A 24034-nucleotide genomic window follows, 5' to 3' on the forward strand; every position below is an offset into this window, starting at 1 on the left:
TAATTAATTGTACAATGATTTACAAAAAGATGGAACCTTTACTTACAAAATTCGTATATAGTATAAATGAGATGTTTTAAAAATGTTCATAAGTAGGTGAAATTGATATGAAAAATTGGCTTCAAAAAGTATTAGTTTCAACAGTTGCGGTTTTAACACTTGGCTTCATTACACCTAGTCATGCCATATGGGAGAACCTATTAGAACATAGTGGAAACCATAAAACCCAACTATCTAAACAATCAACAAATACAGAAAATTACATAAATACAGTATATAATGATAATGGTATAGAAGATACGGAAGTATTTTCTGACAACGTTTTAGAACAAGCGAAGGAACAAGCCTATATGAAATTCGGTAGTAAAATTGGACCGAAAATCGGTGATGAATTTGACAATGTTATTTTCCCTAAAATCGAAGAAGCTATTCATATGACTTTAGACAATGTTGATCAAGCAGATATGAAAAATTTAGCAATCACTGAAAAACCAAGTGGTGCTTACTCAGAAAAAATGTTTCATATTTATAATGTCGCTTCAGGAAAAGACGTCATTCGCTTCCATGTACGCACAGAAAACCGTCCTTTCGATGGCTACTACTACAATTTCCACTATCACACATATGTTGACCAATTTGCCTCACATAATAACTTAGGGGAGATTTACTGGTCTAAGGATACACCACCGAAATGGTTGTCTTAACGTTGGAATTTGGTGAAACCGCACTATTACAAAGAGTTTATCTCTAAGTAAGAAGAAGGTTGGTCATTCTTTTTAGTCATCCGTAAAATTATAGACAGAAATAAAGGTCTTCCAACAATTTATTAAATTGGTAGGAGGCCTTTTTTATTTTGTTTAGTCTATCAATCTTTACTCTGAACTATCTAAATGCCCTTATGATACAAAATATATTGAGAATCTTTCAGTTTATCTACAATATTTAGACAAATATTGATGCTGTTAATTAATTCTTTTTTGTCGAAATAAAAATCTTTATTCCATTTTAACTCTTCCTCAGTTAATGAATTTCTTAATTCTTCATCCATGGATTCCAAATAATAATAATAAATATCAGTTGGTAAAGTAATTGCAACTTCTTTCCATTGTGAAAACATTTCTTTTAATTCTGTAACAGATTATTGATTAAAAATCGTATCAGAACAATGATTAAACCCTTTTTCTGAAGGGATTATTTCAGCAAATGGCCCTTTTTTGAAACTTGGATTAATAGAAGGGACACCATCAAAAAATAAATTATTTTCAATACCAACTTGATCATTTACATAATCAATAAAATCATCATGTATCACAGATTTTTCTGATACATTCCAATTCTTTTCTTCTATCAATTCGAATTCATGAACACAACCTAGGCTCATATATTCAACTCCTTTGTATAAAAAATTATAGACTAAGTGAATGCTTCCCAACAATTTATTAAATTGTTGGGAGGTCTTTTTACAATGCAGGAGAACATTTCTTACACTTTTTAAAATTGAAAATGAATTATTTCCTCATGAACAAAAAAATCAGCTATTTATAAATCAGGAAATCAGTTAAAATGTTTGAATGTGAATGAAAAAATTTAAAATAAGACGAAGGGAAATTTTAAATGAATTTATCAAAAGAATTACGCTCCTATAGTTTAATTGCATTAGGAGCATTGTTGGTCAGCATATCGTACAATACCTTTTTATTACCAGCGAAATTAGCAGCTGGTGGTGTTGTTGGGATTAGTACATTATTATATGATTTGTACAATTGGACACCTGCTATTGTACAGTGGTGCATTAACATACCTATCTTCTTTCTTGGCTATTTTTTGTTAGGAAAAGATTTTAGTGTGAAAACACTGGTCGGTACCATCCTCTTACCTTTCTTTATTTGGGGAACTTCTTATTTACCATATAAAATACATGATCCCATGTTAGCAGCTATTTATGGTGGAATCATCACAGGAGTTGGTTTGGGACTAGTCTTTAGAGGAAATGGTTCAACAGGAGGAACGACAATAATTGGTCAACTGATAAAAAAATACTCAGGTTTATCCAGTGGCTATGCTCAGATGATTATTGATGCAATGATTGTGATTGCTGCAATGTTTGTATTTGACTTGGAGCTTGCTTTGTATGCCATGATTACTATCTATATTTGCAGTAAAGTTATTGATTTTGTTCAATTACATTCTTCTTCTTCCAAACTGGTATTAATTATTACGGAAAATGAAGAGAAAGTTACACATCTTATCAAAAATGAGATTGATCGTGGTTTTACCAAAGTGTGGTCAGAAGGTGGTTACTCTCGCAATAAAAAAGCCTTATTGTTTAGTGTAGTAGAACAATCAGAAGCGGTATATTTAAAAGAACTAATCCAAAACCAAGATACCGATTCATTTGTTATCTTCTTAAATGCTTCAGACATTATAGGGAAAGGCTTTTCTCTACCAAGATAGTAGATAAATAGTTTTTTACTTAAAGTACCACTTAATAAAGTGATTTATCTTTTTCCTTAATATAAATAATAGAGGACAAAATTTACCCACTATTATTTAAAGCATCCCAAAGTGATTCAACTCGATGACTATTGTCAATTGTTTCTTGTTTCATCTTTTACAACTGATATAAACGCTTAGACATCAAGGCTTGTTTATTACACTTTTATGTTGAATTAAGTAATTTTATCGAAATCATCCAGCGTCTTTGATATTATTAGCAATAGTATAAAAATTGGAGGCTATATCGATGAAACAATATTTAGACCTTTGCCGCCATATTCTAGAAAATGGTAATGATAAGGGAGACCGTACTGGAACAGGAACATGGAGTGTTTTTGGGTACCAAATGAGATTTAATCTACAAGATGGTTTCCCTTTAATGACGACGAAAAAAACAGCATTCCGTTTAATTGCAACGGAATTGTTATGGTTTTTAAAAGGAGATACGAATGTTCGTACTTTGATTGCTCAAAATAATCATATTTGGGATGAATGGGCTTTTGAGAAGTGGGTACAAAGCGAGGATTATAAAGGACCGGATATGACGGACTTTGGTCATCGCGTGTTAAAAGATGAGACGTTTAAACAACAGTTTGATGAACAAATGGCTGTTTTTCAAAACAACATTTTAGAAGTTGAGGAATTTGCACAAAAATTTGGTGATTTAGGACCTGTTTATGGGAAACAATGGCGTTCATGGCCAGATGCAAAAGGTGGTACGATCGACCAAATTCAAAATGTCATTGAATCGATTAAAAAGAACCCAAATTCAAGACGCCATATCGTAACGGCTTGGAATCCTGCAGAGGTTGATGACATGGCATTACCACCTTGTCATTCAATTTTCCAATTCTATGTAGCAGATGGTAAACTTTCTTGCCAACTATATCAACGTAGCGCAGATGTTTTCCTTGGGGTGCCTTTTAATATTGCTTCATACGCATTACTCACGCATTTAATTGCGAAAGAATGTGGATTAGAGGTAGGGGATTTTGTGCATACTTTAGGAGATGCGCATATTTACAAAAATCACTTAAATCAAGTGAAAGAACAATTATCTCGTACACCGAGAAGCTTACCTAATTTAGTGATTAAAACAGACAAGGATTCAATCTTTGATTATGAAATGGCAGACTTAGCGATTGAGGGTTATGATCCGTATCCTCGTATTGCGGCCCCAATTTCAGTGTGAGGAGGTTTTAAATGATGATTTCTTTAATCGTTGCGCATGACATAAATCGAGTAATGGGCATTAACAATGCATTGCCATGGCATCTACCTGGTGACCTTGCATATTTCAAGAAAACGACGATGGGTAAACCGATGATTATGGGACGAAAAACTTTCGAATCAATAGGAAAGGCTTTGCCAGGAAGAACGAATATCGTCATTACACGTGACCCGGACTATAAAGGGGACGGGATTGTTGTCGTTCATTCCTTTGAAGAAGCAATAGAAGTAGCCAAGAAGGAAAATAAAGAAATTATGATCATCGGTGGAGAACAAATTTTCCGCTTGGCCCTACCAATTGCAGATCGATTATATGTAACGAAAATCCAACATTCTTATCAAGGTGATACGTATTTCCCAGAGTATGATAGTGAATGGAAGGAAGCTTCCGAATCAGAAGAATTTGAAACAGAAGATCAAGTGAAGTTTTCCTATTTAATCTATAATAAGTAGGATTATAAGTTTTGAAGTATTATTAGGGTGACTATATTATTATAGTCACTCTTTTTTAACAAGTAATTTAACTGCCTAACCTCGAAGGATATTGCTACTTTATGCATGGCGATGTTTTTAATGGATAGCATGGCACTACTAAATTATTGAAGAGCAGCTATATCCAACAACACGAGTTGATTGGAGTGGAGAGCGGCGACTCCAGCGGGAAAAGCGAGAAAGTCGAGACCCCACAGGAGCAGAGCGACGAGGAGGCTCGGCCTCGCCCGCGGAAAGCGTCCGCTCGGAACGGAAATCAACGGATTCAAGTACTCGTAAATAAATGCTAATTAGTGCCCTCTACTAAAGTAGCACTTTTTTTGTATGCAAACATATTGTCATACTACAAATATAAATTAACACCCAACCAACAGTCTAAAACACTTTCATAATGATTTCGACAAAAAGTCAATAAGATTGACAAATGTCACATGTTCAATGAAACAAAAACTAGTAATATAAATGATGATAAGGCTTTCAGTTTACTATATAACAATATAATTTTATAATGAAATGAATGAACAAAAGGATGTGTCAACGTGGGGCGAATTCATATTGTAACTGACTCGACAGGAGAGTTAACAAAAGAAGAAATTGAAAAGTATCATATTCATGTAGTACCATTAACAATTCAAATTGATAACGAAACATATATTGATGGGGTTGACATCGGTCCTGTTGAATTTCTAGAAAAAATGGAAAATGCGCCAGAACTGCCAAAAAGCTCTCAGCCTGCAGTAGGTGTCTTTAAAGAATTATTTGATGAATTAGGTAGTAATGGAGATGAAGTTCTAGTTATAACCATGACTGGCGGTATGAGTGGTACAGTAAAATCAGCAGAAGCAGCTGCAACAATGACAGAAACAAAAGTTGTGGTAGTTGATTCACGATTCATTTCCTTTGCCCTAGGTTTCCAAGTTTTAGAGGCTGCGCAGATGGCTGAAGAAGGTAAAACAATGGAAGAAATCATTAAAAGATTAGATCATGTACGTTCAAATACGTATTTGTATGTGGTTGTAGATACATTGGATAACTTGATAAAAGGTGGCCGTATCGGAAAAGGTAAAGGTTTAATTGGCTCATTATTGAATATTAAACCGATTGCATCCCTTGAGGGAGGATCATATAATCCTGTAGCGAAAGTGCGTAGCCATAAACAAGTCATTAAATACTTCCTTCAACATTTCCAGGAAGATACAAATGGAAAAGTCATTAAAGGTGTTGGTATTGCTCATGCACAAGGGTTAAAAATGGCAGATCCATTAAAAACAATGATTGAAGAGTCAGGCTATAATGATGTAAAATTTGGCTATACGTCGCCAATCATTAGTACACATACAGGGCCAGGAGCAATTGGCTTTTGCTACTATACAGATTAATTACAGGCGGCAGGGAATCCTAATCATTCCCTGCTTTCTTTCATTTGAGCGACAAGGTCGAGATGAGAGGAAGAATTAGAAGTGAAAAAATGGGTAATACTGATGATATCTGTGCTTATCTTAGCTGCATGCGAAGCACCGGGTATCATGAGTAATTCACAAAAAGAAAACAAAATAGCTGTTACACAAATGATCAAGCTTAAAGACATACAGTATGTTGCATTAGGGGATTCTTTGACAGAGGGAGTTGGGGATGAACTAGACAAAGAAGGATATGTTGGTCGGATGAAAAAAGAGATGGAAACTTGGCGAGGTGTTAAATCAGTAACGGTCACAAATACTGCAAAAAGAGGACGCAGAAGTGATCAATTAATCGATCAGATTCAATCTGGCGAAATTGATGATGCGCTCGAACAAGCTGATATTATATCTTTGACAATCGGCGGAAATGACTTGATGAAAATTGTACGTTCCAATATTACAGATCTTACAAAAGAAGTTTTTGACGATAAAAGACCAGCATTTCAACAGCGATATGAAACGATTATGCAACTTATTCGAGAACGTAATCCTAACGCACCGATTATTCTTATAGGAGTATATAATCCATTGTCTATCTTTACAAAAGAAAAATCAGATATGAATACTATAATGAGAGAATGGAATTCTGATATAAGAGGATTTGCAAATCAAGATGGTCATGCAGTATTTATTAATGTAGTGGATCTATTTGATTCAAATGATAATATGGTATATCACACTGACTTTTTCCACCCTAATGCGAAAGGTTATGACCAAATGACAGCACGGATTATCAAAACATTACATGAGGTTGATCTAAAGAAACTATCACATGGTCAATTCGATTTTAAGGAGGATTCCACAGATGAATAAATGGAAAGTGGCCTTTTTACTTCTCAGCACACTTGTGATAGTTGTAATAGTTTCTACTGTATATCTTATTACAAGACCAATCGCTGAAACACCGAACCCATCGGCAAGTAAACTTCCAGATGGTAGCCATCTGGAAGTTCAGACAACACCAAAAGACTTTGAGAATATGGCCAATCGATTAATAGAAAGTTCAATGAAAACCTCTAAAATCCCAGTGAAAATGTCTGTAGGTGAAGATGTGACATTGCAAAGTACCTTAACAGTCTTTGAAATGGAACTCCCCATTACATTGACGTTTGAACCAACAATCGAAGATGGAAATCTACTATTGAAGCAAAAAACAGTTGAAGTTGGAATGCTAGATATACCACCTAACACTGCCCTTAAATTGTTGAAGGATTCTGTTGATTTGCCTAGTTGGATGGTAATTCAACCAAAAGAAGAACAGATTTATTTGAATTTGACAAAAATGAATGTACCTCTTGGTGAAAAACTAAAAGGACATGTACAAGCAAAAGAATTCAATTTAAAAGAAAACCGCATTATACTTGATGTAGTAATTCCTACAAAATAGGAGGTCTAAAGTATGGCAAAAGCAAAAGCAACATTTGCAGGTGGGTGTTTCTGGTGTATGGTAAAACCATTTGATGAGCATCCTGGTATTGAATCTGTCATTTCTGGCTACACAGGGGGATATGTGGAAAACCCAAGTTATCAGCAAGTATGTTCTGAATTAACAGGGCATCTTGAAGCGATACAAATTACTTTTGACCCAGAAGTTTATTCTTATGAAAAATTGGTTGAAACTTATTGGACGTTAATTGATCCGACAGATGCTGGTGGACAATTTCATGATAGAGGAAGATCATATATGACTGCTATTTTTTATCATGACGAAGAACAAAAGAAAATTGCAGAAGCATCTAAAAAAGCACTAGAAGAGTCAGGGAAATTTAAAATGCCAATTGCCACTAAAATATTAGAAGCAAATCCATTTTATGAAGCGGAACCTTATCACCAATATTATTATAAGAAAAACCCAACACATTATGAACTCTATTCTGTTGGCTCAGGACGGGTTGCATTTCAGCAACAACATTGGGGGGAACATGATGAATAAAGAAAATAGACTAAAAGAATTAACACCAATGCAATATCATGTAACACAAGAAAAAGGGACAGAACCACCATTTCAAAATGAGTTTGATGAACATTTTGAAGAAGGATTATACGTAGATATCGTTTCAGGTGAACCGCTATTTTCTTCAAAAGATAAATATAATTCAGGTTGTGGCTGGCCAGCATTCACAAAACCAGTAGAGAGTACAGGAATTACTGAGCATTTTGATACTAGTTTTGGCATGAGACGTACTGAAGTTCGAAGCAAAGATGCTGATTCACATTTAGGACATGTTTTCACAGATGGTCCGAGGGAAACGGGTGGGCTTCGATATTGTATTAATTCTGCTTCATTACTTTTTATTCCAAAAGACCAACTTGTACAAGAAGGATATGCAGATTACCTAAAGCTATTTGAATCATAAGAAGTAGAAGTTTCTATCGATTATAATAGAAGAAAAGCTGATGTACCTGTTATGGACAGGTCATCAGCTTTTTCTATTATTTTGAAACTGTTATTTGTTTTTTTGCAACATGAAACGCTTGTTCAAAATCAGCAATTAAGTCGTCAACATTTTCAAGGCCAACAGAGAAACGTAGAAGACCTTCCGTGATCCCTCGTTTATCACGTTCTTCTTTCGGAATAGCTGCATGACTCATGGTTACAGGATATGAAAGAATAGATTCAACACCACCAAGGCTAACTGCGAAGATTGGAATTTGTAAATGTTCTACAAAAGCTTTTGTTAATTCACGATTAGGTAAGGTAAAGGATAGTACAGCTCCTGCGTTAGAAGCTTGGCTACCATGAATTTCATAACCAGGGTGACTTGATAAACCAGGATAATAGACATTTTCTACAAGTTCATGCTGATCAAGATAGGAAGCAATCTTCAATGCAGATTGTGATGATTGTGTTAAACGTGCATTTAGTGTTTTAATTCCTTGAATTAATGAGAAGGAATCATGTGCACCTAAAATTGCACCCATTGAATTTTGCATAAAGTAAATTTGCTTGCCTAGTTCTTCATCTTTTGTTACAGCTAAACCTGCTATAATATCGCTATGCCCACCTAAGAATTTTGTAGCACTATGGAGAACTACATCCACTCCTAAATCTAAAGGTCGTTGATAAAGTGGTGTCATAAATGTGTTGTCAACAAAAGTAATTAAACCATGTTTTTTGGCTATCGAAACAATTCCTCGAATATCTGTAATGCCTAGTAAAGGGTTTGCGGGTGTTTCAGCATATAAAACCTTCGTATTTGGTTGAATGGCTGCTTCCACTTCTTGTAGGTTTGTAAAGTCAGCAAATGTATGTGTGATGCCATATTTCGTTAATACTTGTGTAACAAATCGATAAGTTCCACCATAAACTTCACTCGTAACGACTAAATGGTCACCTGCATTTAAAGTAAGAAGGGCGGAGGAGATAGCTGCAATGCCAGAAGAAAAGGCAAATCCTCGTGTGCCACCTTCGAGTTCGGCAATTGTTTTTTCAAGTGCATCTCGAGTCGGGTTACCGGATCGGCTGTAATCATAAGGACCAAATGAATCAAAGTGTTCTTGGTCAAATGTAGAAGAAAGATAAATTGGCACATTTACTGCGCCTGCTTTTTGTTCATAATCACTTCTTGTAGAAGCAGTGATTAAGCTTGTTTCGATGGATTGTTTATTTTGCGTCATGAATCGTCACCTCTTTTTGAATAGTAGCAAAAACTTTTTTCAGTTCAGCGATTAAATCTTCAGCTTCTTCGATGCCAATTGAAAACCGCAAGAGCGAATTATCGACCCCACGTGCTATGCGTTCCTCTTCAGGTATATCTGCATGTGTTTGTGTTGCAGGATAGGTGATAAAACTTTCAACACCACCTAAACTCTCTGCATATGCAATCAATTGTAAGTTTTGTAGGAAAGGTCCTACCCATTCCGAACGCTTTAATCGGAAAGATACCATACCACCTAATCCAGCATATAAAACATCTTTTACTAAAGGCTCTTGTTCTAAGTAAGTAACGATTTTCTTTGCGTTTTCTGTATGTTGTTTCATACGAACATGGAGTGTTTTCAAACCTCTTAGTAATAACCAGCTATCAATAGGCGCAAGTGTTGCACCTGATGCATTATGGTTATAAAGTAGTTTTTCTGAAAGTTCTTCTCCTTTTGAAACAACAAGCCCAGCAAGCACGTCATTGTGTCCACCTATATATTTTGTAGCACTGTGAATCACAATGTCTGCACCAAGCTCAATTGGTCGTTGATAGTATGGAGTTAAAAAAGTGTTATCAACAATCAGTAGAAGATTGTGTGTTTTGGCCAGTTTTGCATATTGAATAATATTAATTTCCTGCATTAATGGATTTGTCGGTGTTTCAATAAAGAGAGCCTTTGTTTGATCATTAATTAACGCTTCAATTTCAGCACCAGATTGGAAAGGCGTGAACTGAGCTTTAATGCCATATTGTTGTTCATATTGAACGGCAAGTCGATATGTACCACCATATATATCATCGGTATATATGACTTCGTCGCCTGTTTTGAATAGGGAAAGCACTAATTGAATAGCAGCCATCCCGCTACTACATGCAAAGCCAGCATCTCCACTTTCTAAATTAGCAATACCCTCTTCTAAAACGGAACGAGTTGGGTTTTTTGTACGTGTATAATCATAGCCTGTTGATTGGCCAAGCCCTGCATGGCGATAAGCAGTCGAAAGATAAATAGGTGTATTAATAGAACCTGTGTTAGGATCCGTATTGGTCCCGATTTGTGCTAAGCGAGTTGAAATATGGTTTTCTGTCATTTTCATCATCCTTTTTATAAAAAATAAAAGGCCCTCTTAAGAAGAGGACCTAAAAAAACGAAAGTCAATCTTCTTATCTGCTAGACATACATCTACTGGAATTAGCACCTTACCAAAAATGGTGGTTGCTGAGATTTCACAGGGCCGAGTCCCTCCATCTCTCTGGATAAGAATTCAAATTTAATTGTAGGAAAAGTTTTAATTAATGAAATATTAACACTTTAAGCAATGCTATGCAATAGAATAATGTAATATTCAGAAAAGTTTATATCTATAATCTGCCGCACGATTTCTTTTGCATGAATAATAGTAGCAATCGTAAATTAATTCGTAAGAAGGGCTACCTAAAAAGTGGTTTTTACACATTTTAAGTAGCCCAAGATTAAGGTTATCCCGCATTAACAGTTAGTACGATTAGTACAACTCTCACTCAAGACGGGAATGAAAAACTCTCAATCTTAAGTGAAGTTTTCACTTTATTTAGTTGTTACTTTTGTTAATTCAAAAGTGGCTTTTTTATTTTTAACAGTTTTAATTGCACCAGCATTTGGAGCATAGTAAGTAATAGAACCATCAGCAGCTTTAACGCCTACAACAGTGTTAAAAGTACCAGCTTTTACTGTCATTTTGTTTTGAATAGAAACAATTTTGCTGTTTTTTGTATCTGCTTTAAATACTTGTCCTTTCGTAAAAGGGTAAGCGATTTGGCGAACAGTACCTGTTTTTGCAAACTTGTAATCTAAACCTTTTGCAGATTCACGAACTAAAATAGTTTGTTTCTTGTCAGTACCTGTTTGTTTATACCAATAAGTCCAACCAGTTGAATTACGTTTGTTTGTTGAATACATTTTACCTTTTTTACCGTTTTCAACATAGTAGTAAGTGTTTGTTGTTACAGGACGGTATGTTGTTTTTTTACTTGTTGAAGTACTAGTAGATTTTGTAGTAGTTTTTTTAGTAGTTACTTGTTTTGTACCTGTAATTGCAGTTGTTTGATTTTGATCTTTGTTTTTTTCTGTGTTCTTAGCAAATGTTAAATAAGATGAATATACATAAGCTGTTTTTTTGTTGAATTTGATTTTTGCCCAGCCAGTTTTTGACTTGCTATATACAACAACAGTGTCACCTTTCCAAAGTGTTCCAACTTTTTTCCCATTTACAGAAGGTTGTGAGCGAACATATACGCTATTCGCTACTTTTGCGCTCATTGTGTTTGTTGTTGCTGCGTCACTGTTTGCTGTAAAAGTAATTAAAGTGGCAAACATGACCATGAAAGATAGTAAAGTTTTTACTATTTTCATTAAAATCATCTCCTCATTGAAAAACTACCTAAATAGGGTAGTGATGCGTCGATTTCATGTTTTCATTTGTATTTGTAACGCATCCGAGTAATAGAACGAAGAGATAATTAGAAGGTTTCCAATTTAATGAAAAAAACAAAGGATTGTTGGAGAGATTTTTTTCGAAGACTTCATTACTGTTAATATGTTTTTAATACGATGGGGAGTATTGCTAAATAGCTTGTAATTATTGCATTTTGATAAGTTTTATCGCTAATTTTGATACAGTTGTTTTCGAATCGATAGTCTAATGTAGGATTGATGAGATTATTTCAATGGATTTATTGTGATATTCGAAAGGATTATTGACATACTAGTATTACTTCCTTTAAGGAGTATTGTTTTTTGAACTATACAGTGTAAAAAAATGAGAACTAATAATATTTCTCATGATATAATCAAATAAATTGGTAGAGGGTAGAAAATCCTATTTAATGCAGAAAATGCGTTTTTTAGATAGTTGATTCGTAATATATAATGAAACAAAAGGCAGGAAAAGATATGATACCATCATTTTATCATTTTATTGTAACTTTCAGAGGAGGAAAAAACGATTCAAAAGCAGACTTTGGTGAAGCTGCTTTTCACGATCACGGTTTTCCAAAACAGGACGAGGATTTTCAAACCATTTCTAGATATATAGAAGAAAAAGCAGATCCAGAAATGAGTGCGGTTGTTTTTGATGAACTTTGGCAACTATACGAAGAGAAATATTTTGAATAATATTTGTCAGATGTCAGACATTCTTGATACAATAGGAAAAGTATTTGAAGTAAATGATATGAATACGAAATGAATTTAAACATGAACTGAAAAAGGAGATAAACTATGAGCATCCACATTAACGCTAAGCAAGGCGAAATTGCTGAAATCGTACTATTACCAGGAGATCCATTACGCGCAAAATATATTGCAGAAACTTTTTTGGAAGATGTAACTCAATATAACGAAGTACGTAACATGTTCGGCTACACTGGTACATATAAAGGAAAACGTATCTCTGTACAAGGAACAGGAATGGGTGTGCCTTCAATTTCGATCTACACAACAGAGTTAATGCAAGAATACGGTTGCCAAAAGCTAATCCGTGTGGGTACTTGTGGCGCACTTAAACGTGATGTGAAAGTACGTGACGTTATCCTTGCACAATCAGCAACAACTGACTCTAAAATGAACGAAATCATTTTCAAAGGAATCGACTATGCACCAACAGCTGATTTCGATTTATTACTTAAAGCACACAAAGCAGGGGAAGCAGCTGGTCTTAACTTACGCGTAGGTAATATTTACACTGCTGACTTATTCTATGGTGAAGATAACCAAAACGAAAAATTAGCTGACTACGGAGTTCTTGCAGTTGAAATGGAAGCAGCAGCATTATATACTTTAGCAGCTAAATTTAACCGTCAAGCTCTAGCAGTATTAACAGTATCTGACCACCTATTAACTGGTGAAGCAACAACTTCTGAAGAACGTCAAACAACTTTCAATGATATGATCGTTGTAGCGCTTGAAGCGGCTATTCAAGACTAGTTGTAGCAAGGGTTCGTGGGTTTGAACTTTTTAACAAGTGACCAAAAGTGACCATTTTCAAAAAAAGTGGTTATAATTGGTCACTTTTTTATTGGTTTAATTCATTAAATAATTGCGTTGCTTGTTCTTCTGACGTATATCAATATGGGAATACGTATCTAGCGTTTCACTTATATTTTGTGTCCTAGCTGTTCTTGGATAACTTTGATATTTATATTGTTTGCAAATGTCCTGACTATTATCAGCTTAATATTTACTTTGTGTATTTATACTTTGAATATATAGAAAATTTCGTTATTAATATTTACATTTATATACTTTTGAAAATATACAATTATGCAAAAAAAAAGGGGGGTGAATTGATTGAAAATTAGAAAAAATTACACTTGTTTAGTAGTATTGCTTTTGTTTCTATTAACATTAGTTGGTTGTTCTAACATAGAGGATACACTACCTCAAAAAGAAGCTGAACAATTAGTTATTGATAAGCATACGAATGGTAATGGTTCGCCAACTATTCTATCTGTAGAAGTGAAAGGGAACACTTACTATATTAAGTGGGAGAAGAAATCTAATTTAGAGAGTGGTACTGATAAAGTCGACAAAAACGGAAAAGTAACAATGATTGATGCCAAAATTGGGTAACTCTATTAACTAGTTATAAGGAGGATCTTCTTCCATATTTAAAATAAGGGTGTGCTTTTTCTCCATCAAAATGAACTTGTACTCCTGTCGTTCATTTTTTACTGTTGAATAAATAAGTAATTTCCTTCAATAATTCTCCTTGCATTTCTTAAAACCTGCTGCTGTTTTACAATAAACGGGAAAACAAAATTCCTAATTCCCAATTATCACTGTATCAATAGAAGGAAAGAAAAAATTTGCAAAATACCGTTTATTCACGGAAAGGTTTTCAAGTTCTTCTATTTTGTAAATACCCTTGCTGTATGAAAACAACTTTTGAAAAAAATTTAGCCTCTACTCGATTTAAAGAGCTTAATATATTCCTGAACTCTTACGTATACTTGATAAGAAAAAGGTAATTAGTCATCTAAGTTCTGATGATTAATTACCTTTTTTATTAATTCTTCTCGCCTGATTTAATCTAATCCTCTAGATTTTAATAAATTTTCTCTATACATATCTTTTACGGTGTTAGGCATTTCTTTGGTAGCTATCCATTCTGTCGATTCATTTTCATATTCCTCACACTGAGTAGGTTCTAATCTAATTTCATATAATTGAGAGAAACTAGTTAATTTAAGAGCAGACATTATAGAAAGTAATTGAGCTTTGTTCCATGAGATACCTTTACCATTAGCTATCTCTGAAATAGTACCCACTCTCATTCCTGTCAAAAATGCTAAGTCTTTTTGAGTGATTCCTCTCTCTTTCAATAAATCATCTAACTTAATTATTACATAAGCATTCTCTAATTGACTTGCTGTATTAATTACCATATCGTTCATTAAGCTGTGGGAATGCCCTAATATGTCTTTAACTTTAATCTTTTTCACAAAAATTGCTCCTTCTTATTGCTGTAGAAAGTATATGAATAATATTTTATCAGTATACTGTTATATAAAACAATATAATATCTAACTGTTTTTTGATTTTACCCTATTCTTCCTTAAATTAAATCAGTAGTTTACCTAAGTAGAAATGTATACCTATGTTAAGTAGAAATAGATACTTACGAAAAATTAATATGTAAATATAATTATGTGAGTATAAAGAATAGCCTCATATATAACTTTTTCCCTGAATACTTCAAAAAAATAAATAAAACCCTTGATCATTTCGCCGAAATTTATAAATATTAAGGTTCTAAATAAATTCTTTTATTCATCCAGTGATTCAAAAGGAGAATAGGCACCTGGTAAGGGATACTAAAACAATAAAATAAAGAGGTGAAATAAGTGACCGAAAAAGAATGGAAAGAATTTAAAGAAGGAATAGTAGATGAAGAACAAGAACTAAACTTTTTTTATAAATTAGAAGAATGGTGGATAAGCCGACTATTTGGTGAAGAAAAAAGTTATTTATTAACTCGTTCAAAAGATTCACACACACAAGAATTCCGTACAGCTGAAGAATTATTTGAGAATGGGTTTATTGATGGGGAAAAATTTATTGAACGAGTACCTGACTTAGAATGGTAATTAGTATAGTAAATTAACAATTAAAAAACATATAAATTAGTAGAAGTAATCGTAATGCTATTAAAAAACTAAGTATGACAAATAACAATGAGAGAGTTCATTAAGCTCTTTCTTTAAATGAGAAAATAAAAAAAGAGAGCATGTGACCGAAAAGTGACCTAAAATGTCATTTAAAATGTTGCTCGCTCTTTTTTTATAAGACAAATGACTAACAGTCTCGTTTTCAGAAAAAGATAAGATCTTTTTCGGCATTATTAACCTCGTCTCCAATCTTATTAATCTTATTTATTGTTCTAGTAAATTTACTTTAAAATGATAAAATATTTTTATAATTAAAATATAAAGGAAGACGATGAATGAGGAAATTTTCACTGCAAACAAAGATTCTAGGTTTAACTTTTTCACTAAGCTTCATTCTGATTATCCTATTAACAACTTACTATACATATATGGAAGGTAAACAAATAGTAGAAGATAGAGGACGTTTAGCTTTAGAACTTTCGAAAACGATTTCTGTCATGCCCTCAATCATAAATGCATTTGATTCGGAACAACCATCTAAAATAATTCAACCGATAACAGAACAAATTCGTAAGAGAACAGGTGCAGAATTTATTGTTGTTGGAAATAAAGAGGGCATCCGATATTCTCACCCTGAACCAGATAAAATAGGAAAACGAATGGTCGGTGGAGATAACGAGAGAGCGATTCAAAAAGGTCAATCCTATATTTCTGAAGCAAGGGGTTCCCTTGGTCTCTCCATGAGAGGTAAATCGCCTATATTGAATAAGAATGGAGAAATCATTGGGGTTGTTTCTGTTGGATATTTGGTAAAGGATATTGAAAAACAAATATTTAATGATATTTCAAAAGAGCTTTTTATCTCACTATTAGCCTTGCTTATTTCAATTATAGGAAGTTATTTACTTGCTAGAAGTATTCGAAAAGAAATGTTAGGCTTAGAGCCTTATGAAATTGCTCATTTATACAAAGAAAAAAATGCTGTCTTACATTCTGTACAAGAAGGTATTTTGTCCATAGACCAAAATGGTAAAATTACATCGATGAATCAACGCGCAAAAAAATTATTAGGTGTAAAAGGTAGTGTTCGGAATTTAATGATTGATGAATTTTTCCCTTCAAGTCAGCTGTATAGTGTGTTGAAATCAGGGGAATCCAAAATAGATATCGAGTTGTCCTGGAAACAGAAAATCATGATCGTCAGCTGTACACCTATACTTGATAAAGAAATTGTAAGAGGTGTTGTAGCATCATTCCGTGAAAAAACGGAGATTGAGCAAATGATGAACACATTATCTGAAATGAAAACTTATTCAGAAGAGTTACGAGCTCAAACCCATGAATTTACAAATAAATTATATGTCCTTTCAGGCTTAATGCAGTTAGGGGAGTATGATAAAGCAATTGAAATGATTCAAGATGAAACCTCTGAACTACAATTTCAAAATCAAATCGTATTCGAACAGATAAATGATACGAAAATTCAAGTGATTCTATTAGGAAAAATAGGAGTAGCCTCAGAGAAAAAAATTGCGTTTGAAATTGATCCACAAAGTTACTTAGACAAACTTCCAGAACATATTTTATTATCACAGTTAACCCTTATACTAGGCAATATTATTGATAATGCTTTTGATGCAGTTGCTAACGTAAAAAATCCTACCATCAAGTTCTTTGCTACTGACATTGGAGAAGATATTATTTTTGAGGTAAGTGATAATGGAAAAGGAATTTCAGATGAAAATGTATCTTCCATATTCCAAATGGGTTTTACTTCAAAAGAAGGGGAGTCTCCTAGGGGGTATGGACTTTCCAATACTGACAAGGCCGTAAAAGAATTGGGAGGCATTATTGAAGTACAAAATGGAATAGAAAACACCGTCTTTACAGTGTATCTTCCAAAAGATTTACTGGGGGGAGAAACAGATGAAAATTAAAACAGTAATTGCTGAAGATGATTTTCGTGTAGCGGAAATTCATGAAAAGTTTTTAGGAACCTTTAAAGAGATAGAAGTGATTGGAAAAGCATTAAACGGAAAAGAAGCAATTCAACTTTTGGAAGAACTACAACCAGATTTACTTCTTTTAGATGTTTATATGCCTGATCAGCTTGGAACTGATTTACTACCGATCATCAGACAACAATTTCCTCAAACAGATATTATTATGGTCACAGCTGCAACTGATAAAGAATTGTTTGAAAAGGCACTACATTATGGTGTAGAGTATTTTCTCATTAAACCTGTAAAATTAGATCGTTTCAAACAAACCATTGAGGAATATATTAATAAACATCAGCTAATGCATTCATGTGAAGAAGTAAATCAAGATTTTGTAGATTTAATTTACAAAAGATCACCAACCTCATCCAGTGAAATTAAAGAATCATCCTTACCTAAAGGGATCGATGAAATTACATTAGTCAAGGTAAGGAATGTGGTAGAAAATAGCCCGTCAAGTCTATCGGCCGAAGATGTTGGTGTTGAGATTGGTGCCTCCAGAACAACAGCAAGACGTTATCTTGAATATTTGGCTTCGATTAAATCGTGTAAAGCAGAAGTAGTATATGGCGCAGTAGGTAGACCTGAACGGAAATATTGTAAAATTTAAAAACTGAAAATGAAAAGGACGAAATTGTTTTAATACAGTTTCGTCTTTTTTAGGAGCAGAAGTCACTGGAACTATTTTGTTAGATTTTTGAAACCTTACCCCAACATTCACATGTAAATTGTCGTGAACAATATGAACAAAATTTTCATTATATTTTAAAAAAACAATATTTTGCAATCGCTTACAAATCGATCATCTTGTTTTACAATTTAACTAATTTAATAGTTAAGGGGTGTTTGAAATGTTGGCGTTATTAGGTTTCTTAATGATTATAGTATTTATGTTTTTAATTATGTCTGGGCGACTTTCAGCCATGCTTGCATTAATTATTGTGCCTTCTATTTTTGCCATAATAGGTGGCTTTGGTAACGGTATGGGTGATATGGCTTTAGAGGGGATTAAGAGTGTTGCTCCTACGGGTATTATGATATTATTTGCCATTTTGTTTTTTGGTGTCTTAATTGACGCAGGAGTATTTGATCCAATTATCAATACAATCCTTAGAGTTGTAAAAGGTGATCCAGTTAAAATCACGATTGGAACTGCTATTTTAGCACTTCTCATTTCGTTAGATGGTGATGGAACTACAACTTATATGATTACCATTTCTGCGATGCTTCCTCTTTATAAAAGACTCGGCATGAGACCAATCACATTAGCAGGTATTGCTGTATCAGCTTCTGGAGTAATGAACCTATTGCCTTGGGGAGGGCCTACAGCTCGTGTAATGACTGCTTTAAATCTAGAAATGTCTGATGTATTTACACCAGTAATTCCTACAATGATTGGTGGAGTTCTTTTTGTTCTATTCATGGCTTATGTTGTAGGGAAAAAGGAAAGAAAAAGAATTGGCATTATCGAAATCAATTTCCAAACAGTAGCGCAGCATGCGGCTACAACAGTAGAAATTGTAGAACATAAGAGACCAAAATTAATTATTTTTAACTATGTACTAACAATTGCTTTACTAGTTGCTTTAATTACAGAATTACTACCAGCCGTTGTCCTATTTATGGTCGGATTTGCAATTGCTCTAATAGTCAATTATCCAAAAGTTAGCGATCAAAAAGAACGGGTAGCTAATTATGCAGATAATGCATTGTCTGTTGTATCTATGGTATTTGCAGCAGGTATCTTCACCGGAATTTTATCAGGTACTCATATGGTTGATGCCATGGCAAACTCTATGATTAAATATATCCCAGATTCGATGGGCTCGCATTTTGCAGTAATTACAGCAATAATCAGTGCACCACTTACATTCTTTATGTCTAATGATGCATTTTACTATGGTGTCCTTCCATTATTAGCTAAGGCGGGAGCAGCTTATGGTATTGACCCATCCTTAATAGGAAGAGCTTCTCTTTTAGGGTTACCTGTTCATCTGCTAAGTCCATTAGTTCCTTCAACTTATCTATTAGTAGGGATGGTTGGCGAAGATTTCGGTGCATTACACCGTAATTTCTTAAAATGGGCATGTGGAACAACTATTGTAATGATTGTAGTAGCAGTTATATTTAGAATTATACCAATGTAGGTAATAGCTTTTACTAGATAAATAGAAAGTAAGTATTAAGTTGAAAAATTAATTTCATTCATAAAACATATACGAACATTTAATGCTTTACCAATTTTCTTTTATAGCTATCTTTGTTGATGTGGAATTAGCGAAGACTCCTGCGGGAAAGCGAGACAGGTGAGACCCCACAGGGAACGAAGTGAGCGAGGAGGCTCAACGCTCGCCCGCGGAAAGCGAAGCTAATACCACATCATGCATAAAACAGATTAATACTATAAATTTTTGTATTTATACACTTTTTCAGTACTCTAGACGTAGTAACGAGGAGATTAAATCCAAGCTAGTGGAATGCGCCGTAGCGGAACATCTATATCTCAATATTGAAAAGTTAATGTGTGAACTTGTTAGTATTTAATAGCTCAAAATAGATTAATGAATTTTATTCAAATTATGAAATTTTTTAAGACTGTCAAGAATTTGGCAGTCTTTTTCTTTTCGTGGAGCATAATTCCTGATATTATGGTATAAGTAGTGTTTGAACACTGTTAGATTGAAAGTGGTGAACAAGATGGATGATAAAACAAAAGTTGATCCAGAACAAAACAATGAGCCACAAAAAGAGCAACAAGGAGAACCCGGCCAAGAAATAAAACCTGCGGGTAAATACATACGTATGAAACCTTTCGCTTTTATCATGATGATTATTGTTTTAATTCTCGCAACTTCAGGTGTCACAATCTTTGCTTTAACTTTTGGAGAAGAAAAAGTAGTAGAAGTTCGTACACCTACTCATAGCGAATTCCAAAAATTATTTAATGCTTATGATGAAATATCAAAAAGCTATTACAAAGACATTGATACAGATGCATTAGTTAATGGTGCTGTAGACGGTATGATTAGTGCATTAGGTGATCCTTATTCAGACTATATGAATAAGGAGGAAGCAACACAATTTAATGAAAGTATCTCTTCTAGCTTCCAAGGAATCGGTGCAGAAATTCAAGAAAAAGACGGTCATATAGTTGTTGTGTCACCGATTAAAAATTCTCCTGCAGAAAAAGCAGGTGTTAAAACAAATGATATTATTAAAAAAGTTGATGGCAAAAGCCTCGATGGAATGACAGCTTCAGCGGCTGTATTATTAATCCGCGGTGAAAAAGGTTCTTCTGTAACGTTAGAAATTCAACGTGGTGGAGCTGATAAATTAATCACCATGAAAATTACTCGTGACGAGATTCCAGTGGAAACTGTCTATGCAACAATGGAAAAGGACAAAATTGCTCATATCCAAATTACTAGCTTCTCTGATAATACGTACAAAGAATTATTAAGTGCATTAGATGAAATGGAAGGTAAGGGCATGAAGGGCCTTGTCATTGATGTACGCCAAAATCCAGGCGGTTTGGTAAATTCTGTTGAGGATATCGCTAGTTTATTTGTTAAAACTGGCGAACCGATTGTCCAATTTGAAGACCGTAATGGTAAAAAAGAAGTTGTCTCTGCGAAAAGTGGCCGAAAAGTAAAAGTGCCTGTTACTGTGTTAATAGACGGTGGTAGTGCTTCAGCTTCCGAAATCTTAGCGGGTGCATTAAGAGAATCTGCAAATGTAAAATTAGTCGGTGAGAAATCATTTGGAAAAGGTACTATGCAAACAGCTGCAAACCTTCCAGACGGATCAAACCTTAAAATTACAATTGCTAAATGGTTAACACCAGATGGCAACTGGATTCATGAAAAAGGAATTCAACCAGATTACAAAGTAAATTACCCAAGCTATGCTTCTCTACCATATTTAAGTCCAGATAAGACGCTAAAAGAAGGATCTCTTTCTGACCAAGTAAAAGCAGCTGAAAAAATGCTAAAGGCAGTTGGCTATAATCCAGGCAAAGCCGATGGTTTATACGATTCTTCAACAACAGTAGCTGTTGAACAGTTCCAAAAAGACCATAAGTTAAAAGTGACTGGAGTATTAAAAGGTGATACTACTTATGCTTTGATGGAAGAACTTCGTTTGAAAATTAAAAAAGACGATCCACAATTGAAAAAAGCGATGGAAATTGTGAAAACAGAAATCAAGTAGATGACTTTAGTTATTTAAATAATCATGAAGAGAGCTGACGGATTCTTGTCAGCTCTTTATTATTAAGGATTTGAACTCTAAGATTTTGAGTAATAAAGGCGTTAGTCTAATTCTTATTTTTTCAGATTGTAAAAATAGCAAAAAAAATGAAACACAAATAACTAGCAATCGTAGCTAGATAGTTTATATATCTTAGGAGTGATCATAATGAAAGACGTATTTTTATTTAGCGGATTTTTAGGCAGTGGTAAAACGACAATGTTGGTGGATGTGATTCGCCAAATAAAAGAACAAAACCTAAAACCAGCAGTCATTATGAATGAGCTTGGTAAGTTGAATTTTGATTCACAAGCAGTGGAGGAAGGGATTCCATTAAAAGAAATGCTAAACGGTTGTATATGCTGTTCTGGAGCTGAAAAAACGGAAGCTCAAATTCAATCCTTATTAGCAGAATCTGATTTTGACGTACTGATTATTGAAACAACTGGTGCAGCTCATCCAGTAGAGGCGTTAGATGCAGTCTATTCTCCTTTATTTGCCGACAAATTGAATATTAAAGGGATTGTTACCGTTGCAGATAGTAAACGCTGGTTAGAACGAGATAAAATGTCTCCTCAAACACGTACATTATTTTTGGAGCAAATTCGCCATGCCCATTTAATTTTGGCTAATAAGATGGATTTGTTAACTGAAGCGGAAAGAGCACAAGTTACGTTTGAATTACAAAGTTTAAATCCTCATGCACAAATAATACAGACATCAAATGCTAAAATACCTTTAAAGTTTTTACAAAGTTTACATGCAACAGCAAGACCTTCAGCTATTCATAAAGCAGATTTAGGCCATCATTTACATTTAAGCTCCCGTCTTGTCACTTTCCCTGAATCAGTAGATTTTACACAAGAGGAATTTGAGAATTGGGTACGTACAATCCCTGAATCTGTTTACCGAATGAAAGGATATGTGCCTGTAAAAGGTATAAAAAATCCGATGCTTTTTCAATATGCATATGGTTTAACTCAATGGCTTCCAGAATACGTCCATATGGATCCAAACCTTGTAATAATTGGCGAGAATGTTGGCGAAATAGAAGTCATTGGACTACTAAACTGACTATGAAATTATAAAGCTGTCAACCCTTTCGAAATAGCAATAAGCAGATAGACTTCAAGTATCTACCAAATAAGATGCTTTAATACTGCCCAATGACACCCCTCTTGGAGAAAGTGGTAATCATTGGGCAACTTTTTGTCGCATACGTACGATAAGCTTTATGCAGACAAGGAGGAATGCAAGATGAACAAAATGACAAAATGGGCATTACCATTAAGCCTACTAATGATGGTGGGAGTTCAAAGTGGAGCAATGGAAGCTTCGGCTAAAACAATCACTTCTGATACAGCCAAGCAAACTTCAATGTCAAACTGTAATTGGCAATATAATCAAGCTTATAATTGGGTGAATGTAGATGTAAATAATAATTCACTTAACACTATTAAAGTTAAAAAATTTACTAAAGCTGAACTAGATAAGTATTTAGCTTCTTTATATAGTTCAGACAAAGGTACTAAACCAAACACTGGTTCAAACCAAGGAACAACTTCAAACACAGGATCAGACAAAGGTACTACACCAAATGCTGGTTCAAACCAAGGAACAACTTCAAACACAGGATCAGATAAAGGTACTAAACCAAACACTGGTTCAAACCAAGGAACAACTTCAAACACAGGATCAGATAAAGGTACTAAACCAAACGCTGGTTCAAACCAAGGAACAACTTCAAATACAGGGTCAGATAAAGGTACTAAACCAAACACTGGTTCAAACCAAGGAACAACTTCAAACACAGGATCAAACAAAGGTACAAATTCAAATACAGGATCAAACAATTCAACAACAAATTCTAATAGCTCATCTGCTTCACAATTTGAGCAACAAGTTATTTCATTAACAAACGCTGAACGTGCAAAAGAAGGATTACCAGCGTTACAAGCTGATACAAAATTAATGCAATCAGCAAAAGCAAAATCAGATGACATGGCTAAAAACCACTATTTCGATCATACGAGTCCAACATACGGTTCACCATTTGATCAAATGAAGTCTCTTGGAATTTCATATAAATCAGCAGGCGAAAACATCGCACAAGGACAAAAAACTCCTCAAGAAGTGGTACAAGCTTGGATGCAATCACCAGGACACCGTGCTAACATTATGAATGCTTCATACACTCATATCGGCGTAGGTTTTTCAGCAAACGGTAACTACTGGACACAACAATTTATCCAAAAATAATGATAGATTCATAATTTCATATGAATATAAAAACCAGCCTTAAATTTGGCTGGTTTTT

Annotated in this window: 24 protein-coding genes, 1 pseudogene and 1 riboswitch; of the genes and pseudogenes, 19 read left to right on the top strand and 6 right to left on the bottom strand. The window is 34.2% G+C overall.

From position 1 onward, the window contains the following. Nucleotides 1-107 precede the first annotated feature (107 nt). On the top strand, nucleotides 108-704 hold the full coding sequence (locus ACIQ4I_RS11955) for a YpjP family protein (protein WP_403096205.1): 597 nt from the start codon (nucleotides 108-110) through the stop codon (nucleotides 702-704). Nucleotides 705-886: 182 nt separating this feature from the next. Here the strand turns inward: ACIQ4I_RS11955 and ACIQ4I_RS11960 are convergent, their stop codons facing one another. Continuing rightward, nucleotides 887-1117: a hypothetical protein gene (locus ACIQ4I_RS11960; protein WP_403096206.1), complete on the bottom strand. Its 231-nt coding sequence runs from the start codon at nucleotides 1115-1117 to the stop codon at nucleotides 887-889. A gap of 21 nt (nucleotides 1118-1138) precedes the next feature. Further along, the gene (locus tag ACIQ4I_RS11965) at nucleotides 1139-1381 is read right to left on the bottom strand and encodes a hypothetical protein (protein ID WP_403096207.1); all 243 of its coding nucleotides are present in this window, start codon (nucleotides 1379-1381) and stop codon (nucleotides 1139-1141) included. A 233-nt stretch (nucleotides 1382-1614) separates the two neighbouring features. Between ACIQ4I_RS11965 and ACIQ4I_RS11970 the strand changes: the two genes are divergently transcribed. The 8 genes from ACIQ4I_RS11970 to msrB all read left to right on the top strand — a co-directional run bounded on the left by ACIQ4I_RS11970 (nucleotide 1615) and on the right by msrB (nucleotide 8035). Continuing rightward, on the top strand, nucleotides 1615-2454 hold the full coding sequence (locus ACIQ4I_RS11970) for a YitT family protein (protein ID WP_403096208.1): 840 nt from the start codon (nucleotides 1615-1617) through the stop codon (nucleotides 2452-2454). Nucleotides 2455-2743: 289 nt separating this feature from the next. Beyond that, nucleotides 2744-3688, top strand: a complete 945-nt coding sequence (locus ACIQ4I_RS11975) for a thymidylate synthase (protein ID WP_403096209.1) — start codon at nucleotides 2744-2746, stop codon at nucleotides 3686-3688. Nucleotides 3689-3702: 14 nt separating this feature from the next. After that, on the top strand, nucleotides 3703-4179 hold the full coding sequence (locus tag ACIQ4I_RS11980; protein WP_403096794.1) for a dihydrofolate reductase: 477 nt from the start codon (nucleotides 3703-3705) through the stop codon (nucleotides 4177-4179). Between the two features lie 578 nt (nucleotides 4180-4757). After that, complete coding sequence (locus tag ACIQ4I_RS11985) at nucleotides 4758-5597, top strand: DegV family protein (protein WP_403096210.1); 840 nt, start codon at nucleotides 4758-4760, stop codon at nucleotides 5595-5597. Between the two features lie 81 nt (nucleotides 5598-5678). Continuing rightward, complete coding sequence (locus tag ACIQ4I_RS11990) at nucleotides 5679-6491, top strand: GDSL-type esterase/lipase family protein (RefSeq protein WP_403096211.1); 813 nt, start codon at nucleotides 5679-5681, stop codon at nucleotides 6489-6491. Then, nucleotides 6484-7065, top strand: coding sequence for a YpmS family protein (locus ACIQ4I_RS11995; protein WP_403096212.1), 582 nt, complete (start codon nucleotides 6484-6486; stop codon nucleotides 7063-7065). Before ACIQ4I_RS11990 ends, ACIQ4I_RS11995 begins: the two co-directional genes overlap by 8 nt. 12 nt (nucleotides 7066-7077) lie before the next feature. Then, nucleotides 7078-7611 (top strand): peptide-methionine (S)-S-oxide reductase MsrA, encoded by a 534-nt coding sequence (msrA, locus tag ACIQ4I_RS12000; protein ID WP_403096213.1) that lies wholly within the window; start codon nucleotides 7078-7080, stop codon nucleotides 7609-7611. After that, nucleotides 7604-8035, top strand: a complete 432-nt coding sequence (gene msrB, locus ACIQ4I_RS12005; RefSeq protein WP_403096214.1) for a peptide-methionine (R)-S-oxide reductase MsrB — start codon at nucleotides 7604-7606, stop codon at nucleotides 8033-8035. The genes msrA and msrB overlap by 8 nt, the downstream gene beginning before the upstream one ends. A 76-nt stretch (nucleotides 8036-8111) precedes the next feature. Here the strand turns inward: msrB and ACIQ4I_RS12010 are convergent, their stop codons facing one another. The 3 genes from ACIQ4I_RS12010 to ACIQ4I_RS12020 form a co-directional block, all read right to left on the bottom strand. After that, entirely contained in the window at nucleotides 8112-9296 is a 1185-nt protein-coding gene (locus ACIQ4I_RS12010; RefSeq protein ID WP_403096215.1) for an aminotransferase class V-fold PLP-dependent enzyme, read from the bottom strand. Further along, nucleotides 9283-10413 (bottom strand): methionine biosynthesis PLP-dependent protein, encoded by a 1131-nt coding sequence (locus ACIQ4I_RS12015; RefSeq protein WP_403096216.1) that lies wholly within the window; start codon nucleotides 10411-10413, stop codon nucleotides 9283-9285. Before ACIQ4I_RS12015 ends, ACIQ4I_RS12010 begins: the two co-directional genes overlap by 14 nt. Before the next feature lie 70 nt (nucleotides 10414-10483). After that, nucleotides 10484-10586: riboswitch (SAM riboswitch) on the bottom strand. Between the two features lie 303 nt (nucleotides 10587-10889). Beyond that, nucleotides 10890-11714 (bottom strand): SH3 domain-containing protein, encoded by an 825-nt coding sequence (locus tag ACIQ4I_RS12020; protein ID WP_403096217.1) that lies wholly within the window; start codon nucleotides 11712-11714, stop codon nucleotides 10890-10892. Between the two features lie 540 nt (nucleotides 11715-12254). On the opposite strand from ACIQ4I_RS12020, the gene ACIQ4I_RS12025 reads away from it, so the two are divergent. The 3 genes from ACIQ4I_RS12025 to ACIQ4I_RS12035 all read left to right on the top strand — a co-directional run bounded on the left by ACIQ4I_RS12025 (nucleotide 12255) and on the right by ACIQ4I_RS12035 (nucleotide 13931). Continuing rightward, nucleotides 12255-12476 (top strand): YozE family protein, encoded by a 222-nt coding sequence (locus ACIQ4I_RS12025; RefSeq protein WP_403096218.1) that lies wholly within the window; start codon nucleotides 12255-12257, stop codon nucleotides 12474-12476. Nucleotides 12477-12581: 105 nt separating this feature from the next. Further along, nucleotides 12582-13286: a purine-nucleoside phosphorylase gene (gene deoD, locus ACIQ4I_RS12030; protein ID WP_403096219.1), complete on the top strand. Its 705-nt coding sequence runs from the start codon at nucleotides 12582-12584 to the stop codon at nucleotides 13284-13286. Between the two features lie 363 nt (nucleotides 13287-13649). Next, the gene (locus ACIQ4I_RS12035) at nucleotides 13650-13931 is read left to right on the top strand and encodes a hypothetical protein (RefSeq protein WP_403096220.1); all 282 of its coding nucleotides are present in this window, start codon (nucleotides 13650-13652) and stop codon (nucleotides 13929-13931) included. Between the two features lie 455 nt (nucleotides 13932-14386). Here the strand turns inward: ACIQ4I_RS12035 and ACIQ4I_RS12040 are convergent, their stop codons facing one another. After that, complete coding sequence (locus tag ACIQ4I_RS12040) at nucleotides 14387-14803, bottom strand: helix-turn-helix domain-containing protein (RefSeq protein WP_403096221.1); 417 nt, start codon at nucleotides 14801-14803, stop codon at nucleotides 14387-14389. Nucleotides 14804-15205: 402 nt separating this feature from the next. Here ACIQ4I_RS12040 and ACIQ4I_RS12045 point away from each other — a divergent pair, with 402 nt between their 5' ends. The 7 genes and pseudogenes from ACIQ4I_RS12045 to ACIQ4I_RS12075 all read left to right on the top strand — a co-directional run. Then, nucleotides 15206-15448 carry a hypothetical protein gene (locus ACIQ4I_RS12045; RefSeq protein WP_403096222.1) on the top strand — a complete coding sequence of 81 codons (243 nt, stop codon included), beginning with the start codon at nucleotides 15206-15208 and terminating at the stop codon, nucleotides 15446-15448. A gap of 356 nt (nucleotides 15449-15804) precedes the next feature. After that, nucleotides 15805-17406 carry an ATP-binding protein gene (locus ACIQ4I_RS12050; RefSeq protein WP_403096223.1) on the top strand — a complete coding sequence of 534 codons (1602 nt, stop codon included), beginning with the start codon at nucleotides 15805-15807 and terminating at the stop codon, nucleotides 17404-17406. Then, on the top strand, nucleotides 17396-18079 hold the full coding sequence (locus ACIQ4I_RS12055; protein WP_403096224.1) for a response regulator: 684 nt from the start codon (nucleotides 17396-17398) through the stop codon (nucleotides 18077-18079). The genes ACIQ4I_RS12050 and ACIQ4I_RS12055 overlap by 11 nt, the downstream gene beginning before the upstream one ends. A gap of 241 nt (nucleotides 18080-18320) precedes the next feature. Beyond that, nucleotides 18321-19616, top strand: coding sequence for a CitMHS family transporter (locus ACIQ4I_RS12060; protein ID WP_403096225.1), 1296 nt, complete (start codon nucleotides 18321-18323; stop codon nucleotides 19614-19616). A gap of 550 nt (nucleotides 19617-20166) precedes the next feature. Then, nucleotides 20167-21678 carry a lmo1851 family serine protease gene (locus ACIQ4I_RS12065; protein ID WP_403096226.1) on the top strand — a complete coding sequence of 504 codons (1512 nt, stop codon included), beginning with the start codon at nucleotides 20167-20169 and terminating at the stop codon, nucleotides 21676-21678. A 207-nt stretch (nucleotides 21679-21885) separates the two neighbouring features. Further along, complete coding sequence (locus tag ACIQ4I_RS12070) at nucleotides 21886-22791, top strand: CobW family GTP-binding protein (protein ID WP_403096227.1); 906 nt, start codon at nucleotides 21886-21888, stop codon at nucleotides 22789-22791. A gap of 804 nt (nucleotides 22792-23595) precedes the next feature. Continuing rightward, nucleotides 23596-23976, top strand: a pseudogene (locus ACIQ4I_RS12075) (CAP domain-containing protein); the annotation flags it as partial. Between the last annotated feature and the right edge of the window lie 58 nt (nucleotides 23977-24034).

This window comes from Rummeliibacillus sp. NPDC094406 (assembly GCF_044763875.1).
Classification (GTDB): domain Bacteria; phylum Bacillota; class Bacilli; order Bacillales_A; family Planococcaceae; genus Rummeliibacillus.

Excerpts from the sequence above, each read along its gene's own strand:
- ACIQ4I_RS11955 (WP_403096205.1), top strand. The coding sequence starts at position 108 with ATGAAAAATTGGCTTCAAAAAGTATTAGTTTCAACAGTTGCGGTTTTA.
- ACIQ4I_RS11960 (WP_403096206.1), bottom strand. The coding sequence starts at position 1,117 with ATGTTTTCACAATGGAAAGAAGTTGCAATTACTTTACCAACTGATATT.
- ACIQ4I_RS11965 (WP_403096207.1), bottom strand. The coding sequence starts at position 1,381 with ATGAGCCTAGGTTGTGTTCATGAATTCGAATTGATAGAAGAAAAGAAT.
- ACIQ4I_RS11970 (WP_403096208.1), top strand. The coding sequence starts at position 1,615 with ATGAATTTATCAAAAGAATTACGCTCCTATAGTTTAATTGCATTAGGA.
- ACIQ4I_RS11975 (WP_403096209.1), top strand. The coding sequence starts at position 2,744 with ATGAAACAATATTTAGACCTTTGCCGCCATATTCTAGAAAATGGTAAT.
- ACIQ4I_RS11980 (WP_403096794.1), top strand. The coding sequence starts at position 3,703 with ATGATTTCTTTAATCGTTGCGCATGACATAAATCGAGTAATGGGCATT.
- ACIQ4I_RS11995 (WP_403096212.1), top strand. The coding sequence starts at position 6,484 with ATGAATAAATGGAAAGTGGCCTTTTTACTTCTCAGCACACTTGTGATA.
- msrA (WP_403096213.1), top strand. The coding sequence starts at position 7,078 with ATGGCAAAAGCAAAAGCAACATTTGCAGGTGGGTGTTTCTGGTGTATG.
- msrB (WP_403096214.1), top strand. The coding sequence starts at position 7,604 with ATGAATAAAGAAAATAGACTAAAAGAATTAACACCAATGCAATATCAT.
- ACIQ4I_RS12010 (WP_403096215.1), bottom strand. The coding sequence starts at position 9,296 with ATGACGCAAAATAAACAATCCATCGAAACAAGCTTAATCACTGCTTCT.
- ACIQ4I_RS12015 (WP_403096216.1), bottom strand. The coding sequence starts at position 10,413 with ATGACAGAAAACCATATTTCAACTCGCTTAGCACAAATCGGGACCAAT.
- ACIQ4I_RS12020 (WP_403096217.1), bottom strand. The coding sequence starts at position 11,714 with ATGAAAATAGTAAAAACTTTACTATCTTTCATGGTCATGTTTGCCACT.
- ACIQ4I_RS12025 (WP_403096218.1), top strand. The coding sequence starts at position 12,255 with ATGATACCATCATTTTATCATTTTATTGTAACTTTCAGAGGAGGAAAA.
- deoD (WP_403096219.1), top strand. The coding sequence starts at position 12,582 with ATGAGCATCCACATTAACGCTAAGCAAGGCGAAATTGCTGAAATCGTA.
- ACIQ4I_RS12050 (WP_403096223.1), top strand. The coding sequence starts at position 15,805 with ATGAGGAAATTTTCACTGCAAACAAAGATTCTAGGTTTAACTTTTTCA.
- ACIQ4I_RS12055 (WP_403096224.1), top strand. The coding sequence starts at position 17,396 with ATGAAAATTAAAACAGTAATTGCTGAAGATGATTTTCGTGTAGCGGAA.
- ACIQ4I_RS12060 (WP_403096225.1), top strand. The coding sequence starts at position 18,321 with ATGTTGGCGTTATTAGGTTTCTTAATGATTATAGTATTTATGTTTTTA.
- ACIQ4I_RS12065 (WP_403096226.1), top strand. The coding sequence starts at position 20,167 with ATGGATGATAAAACAAAAGTTGATCCAGAACAAAACAATGAGCCACAA.
- ACIQ4I_RS12070 (WP_403096227.1), top strand. The coding sequence starts at position 21,886 with ATGAAAGACGTATTTTTATTTAGCGGATTTTTAGGCAGTGGTAAAACG.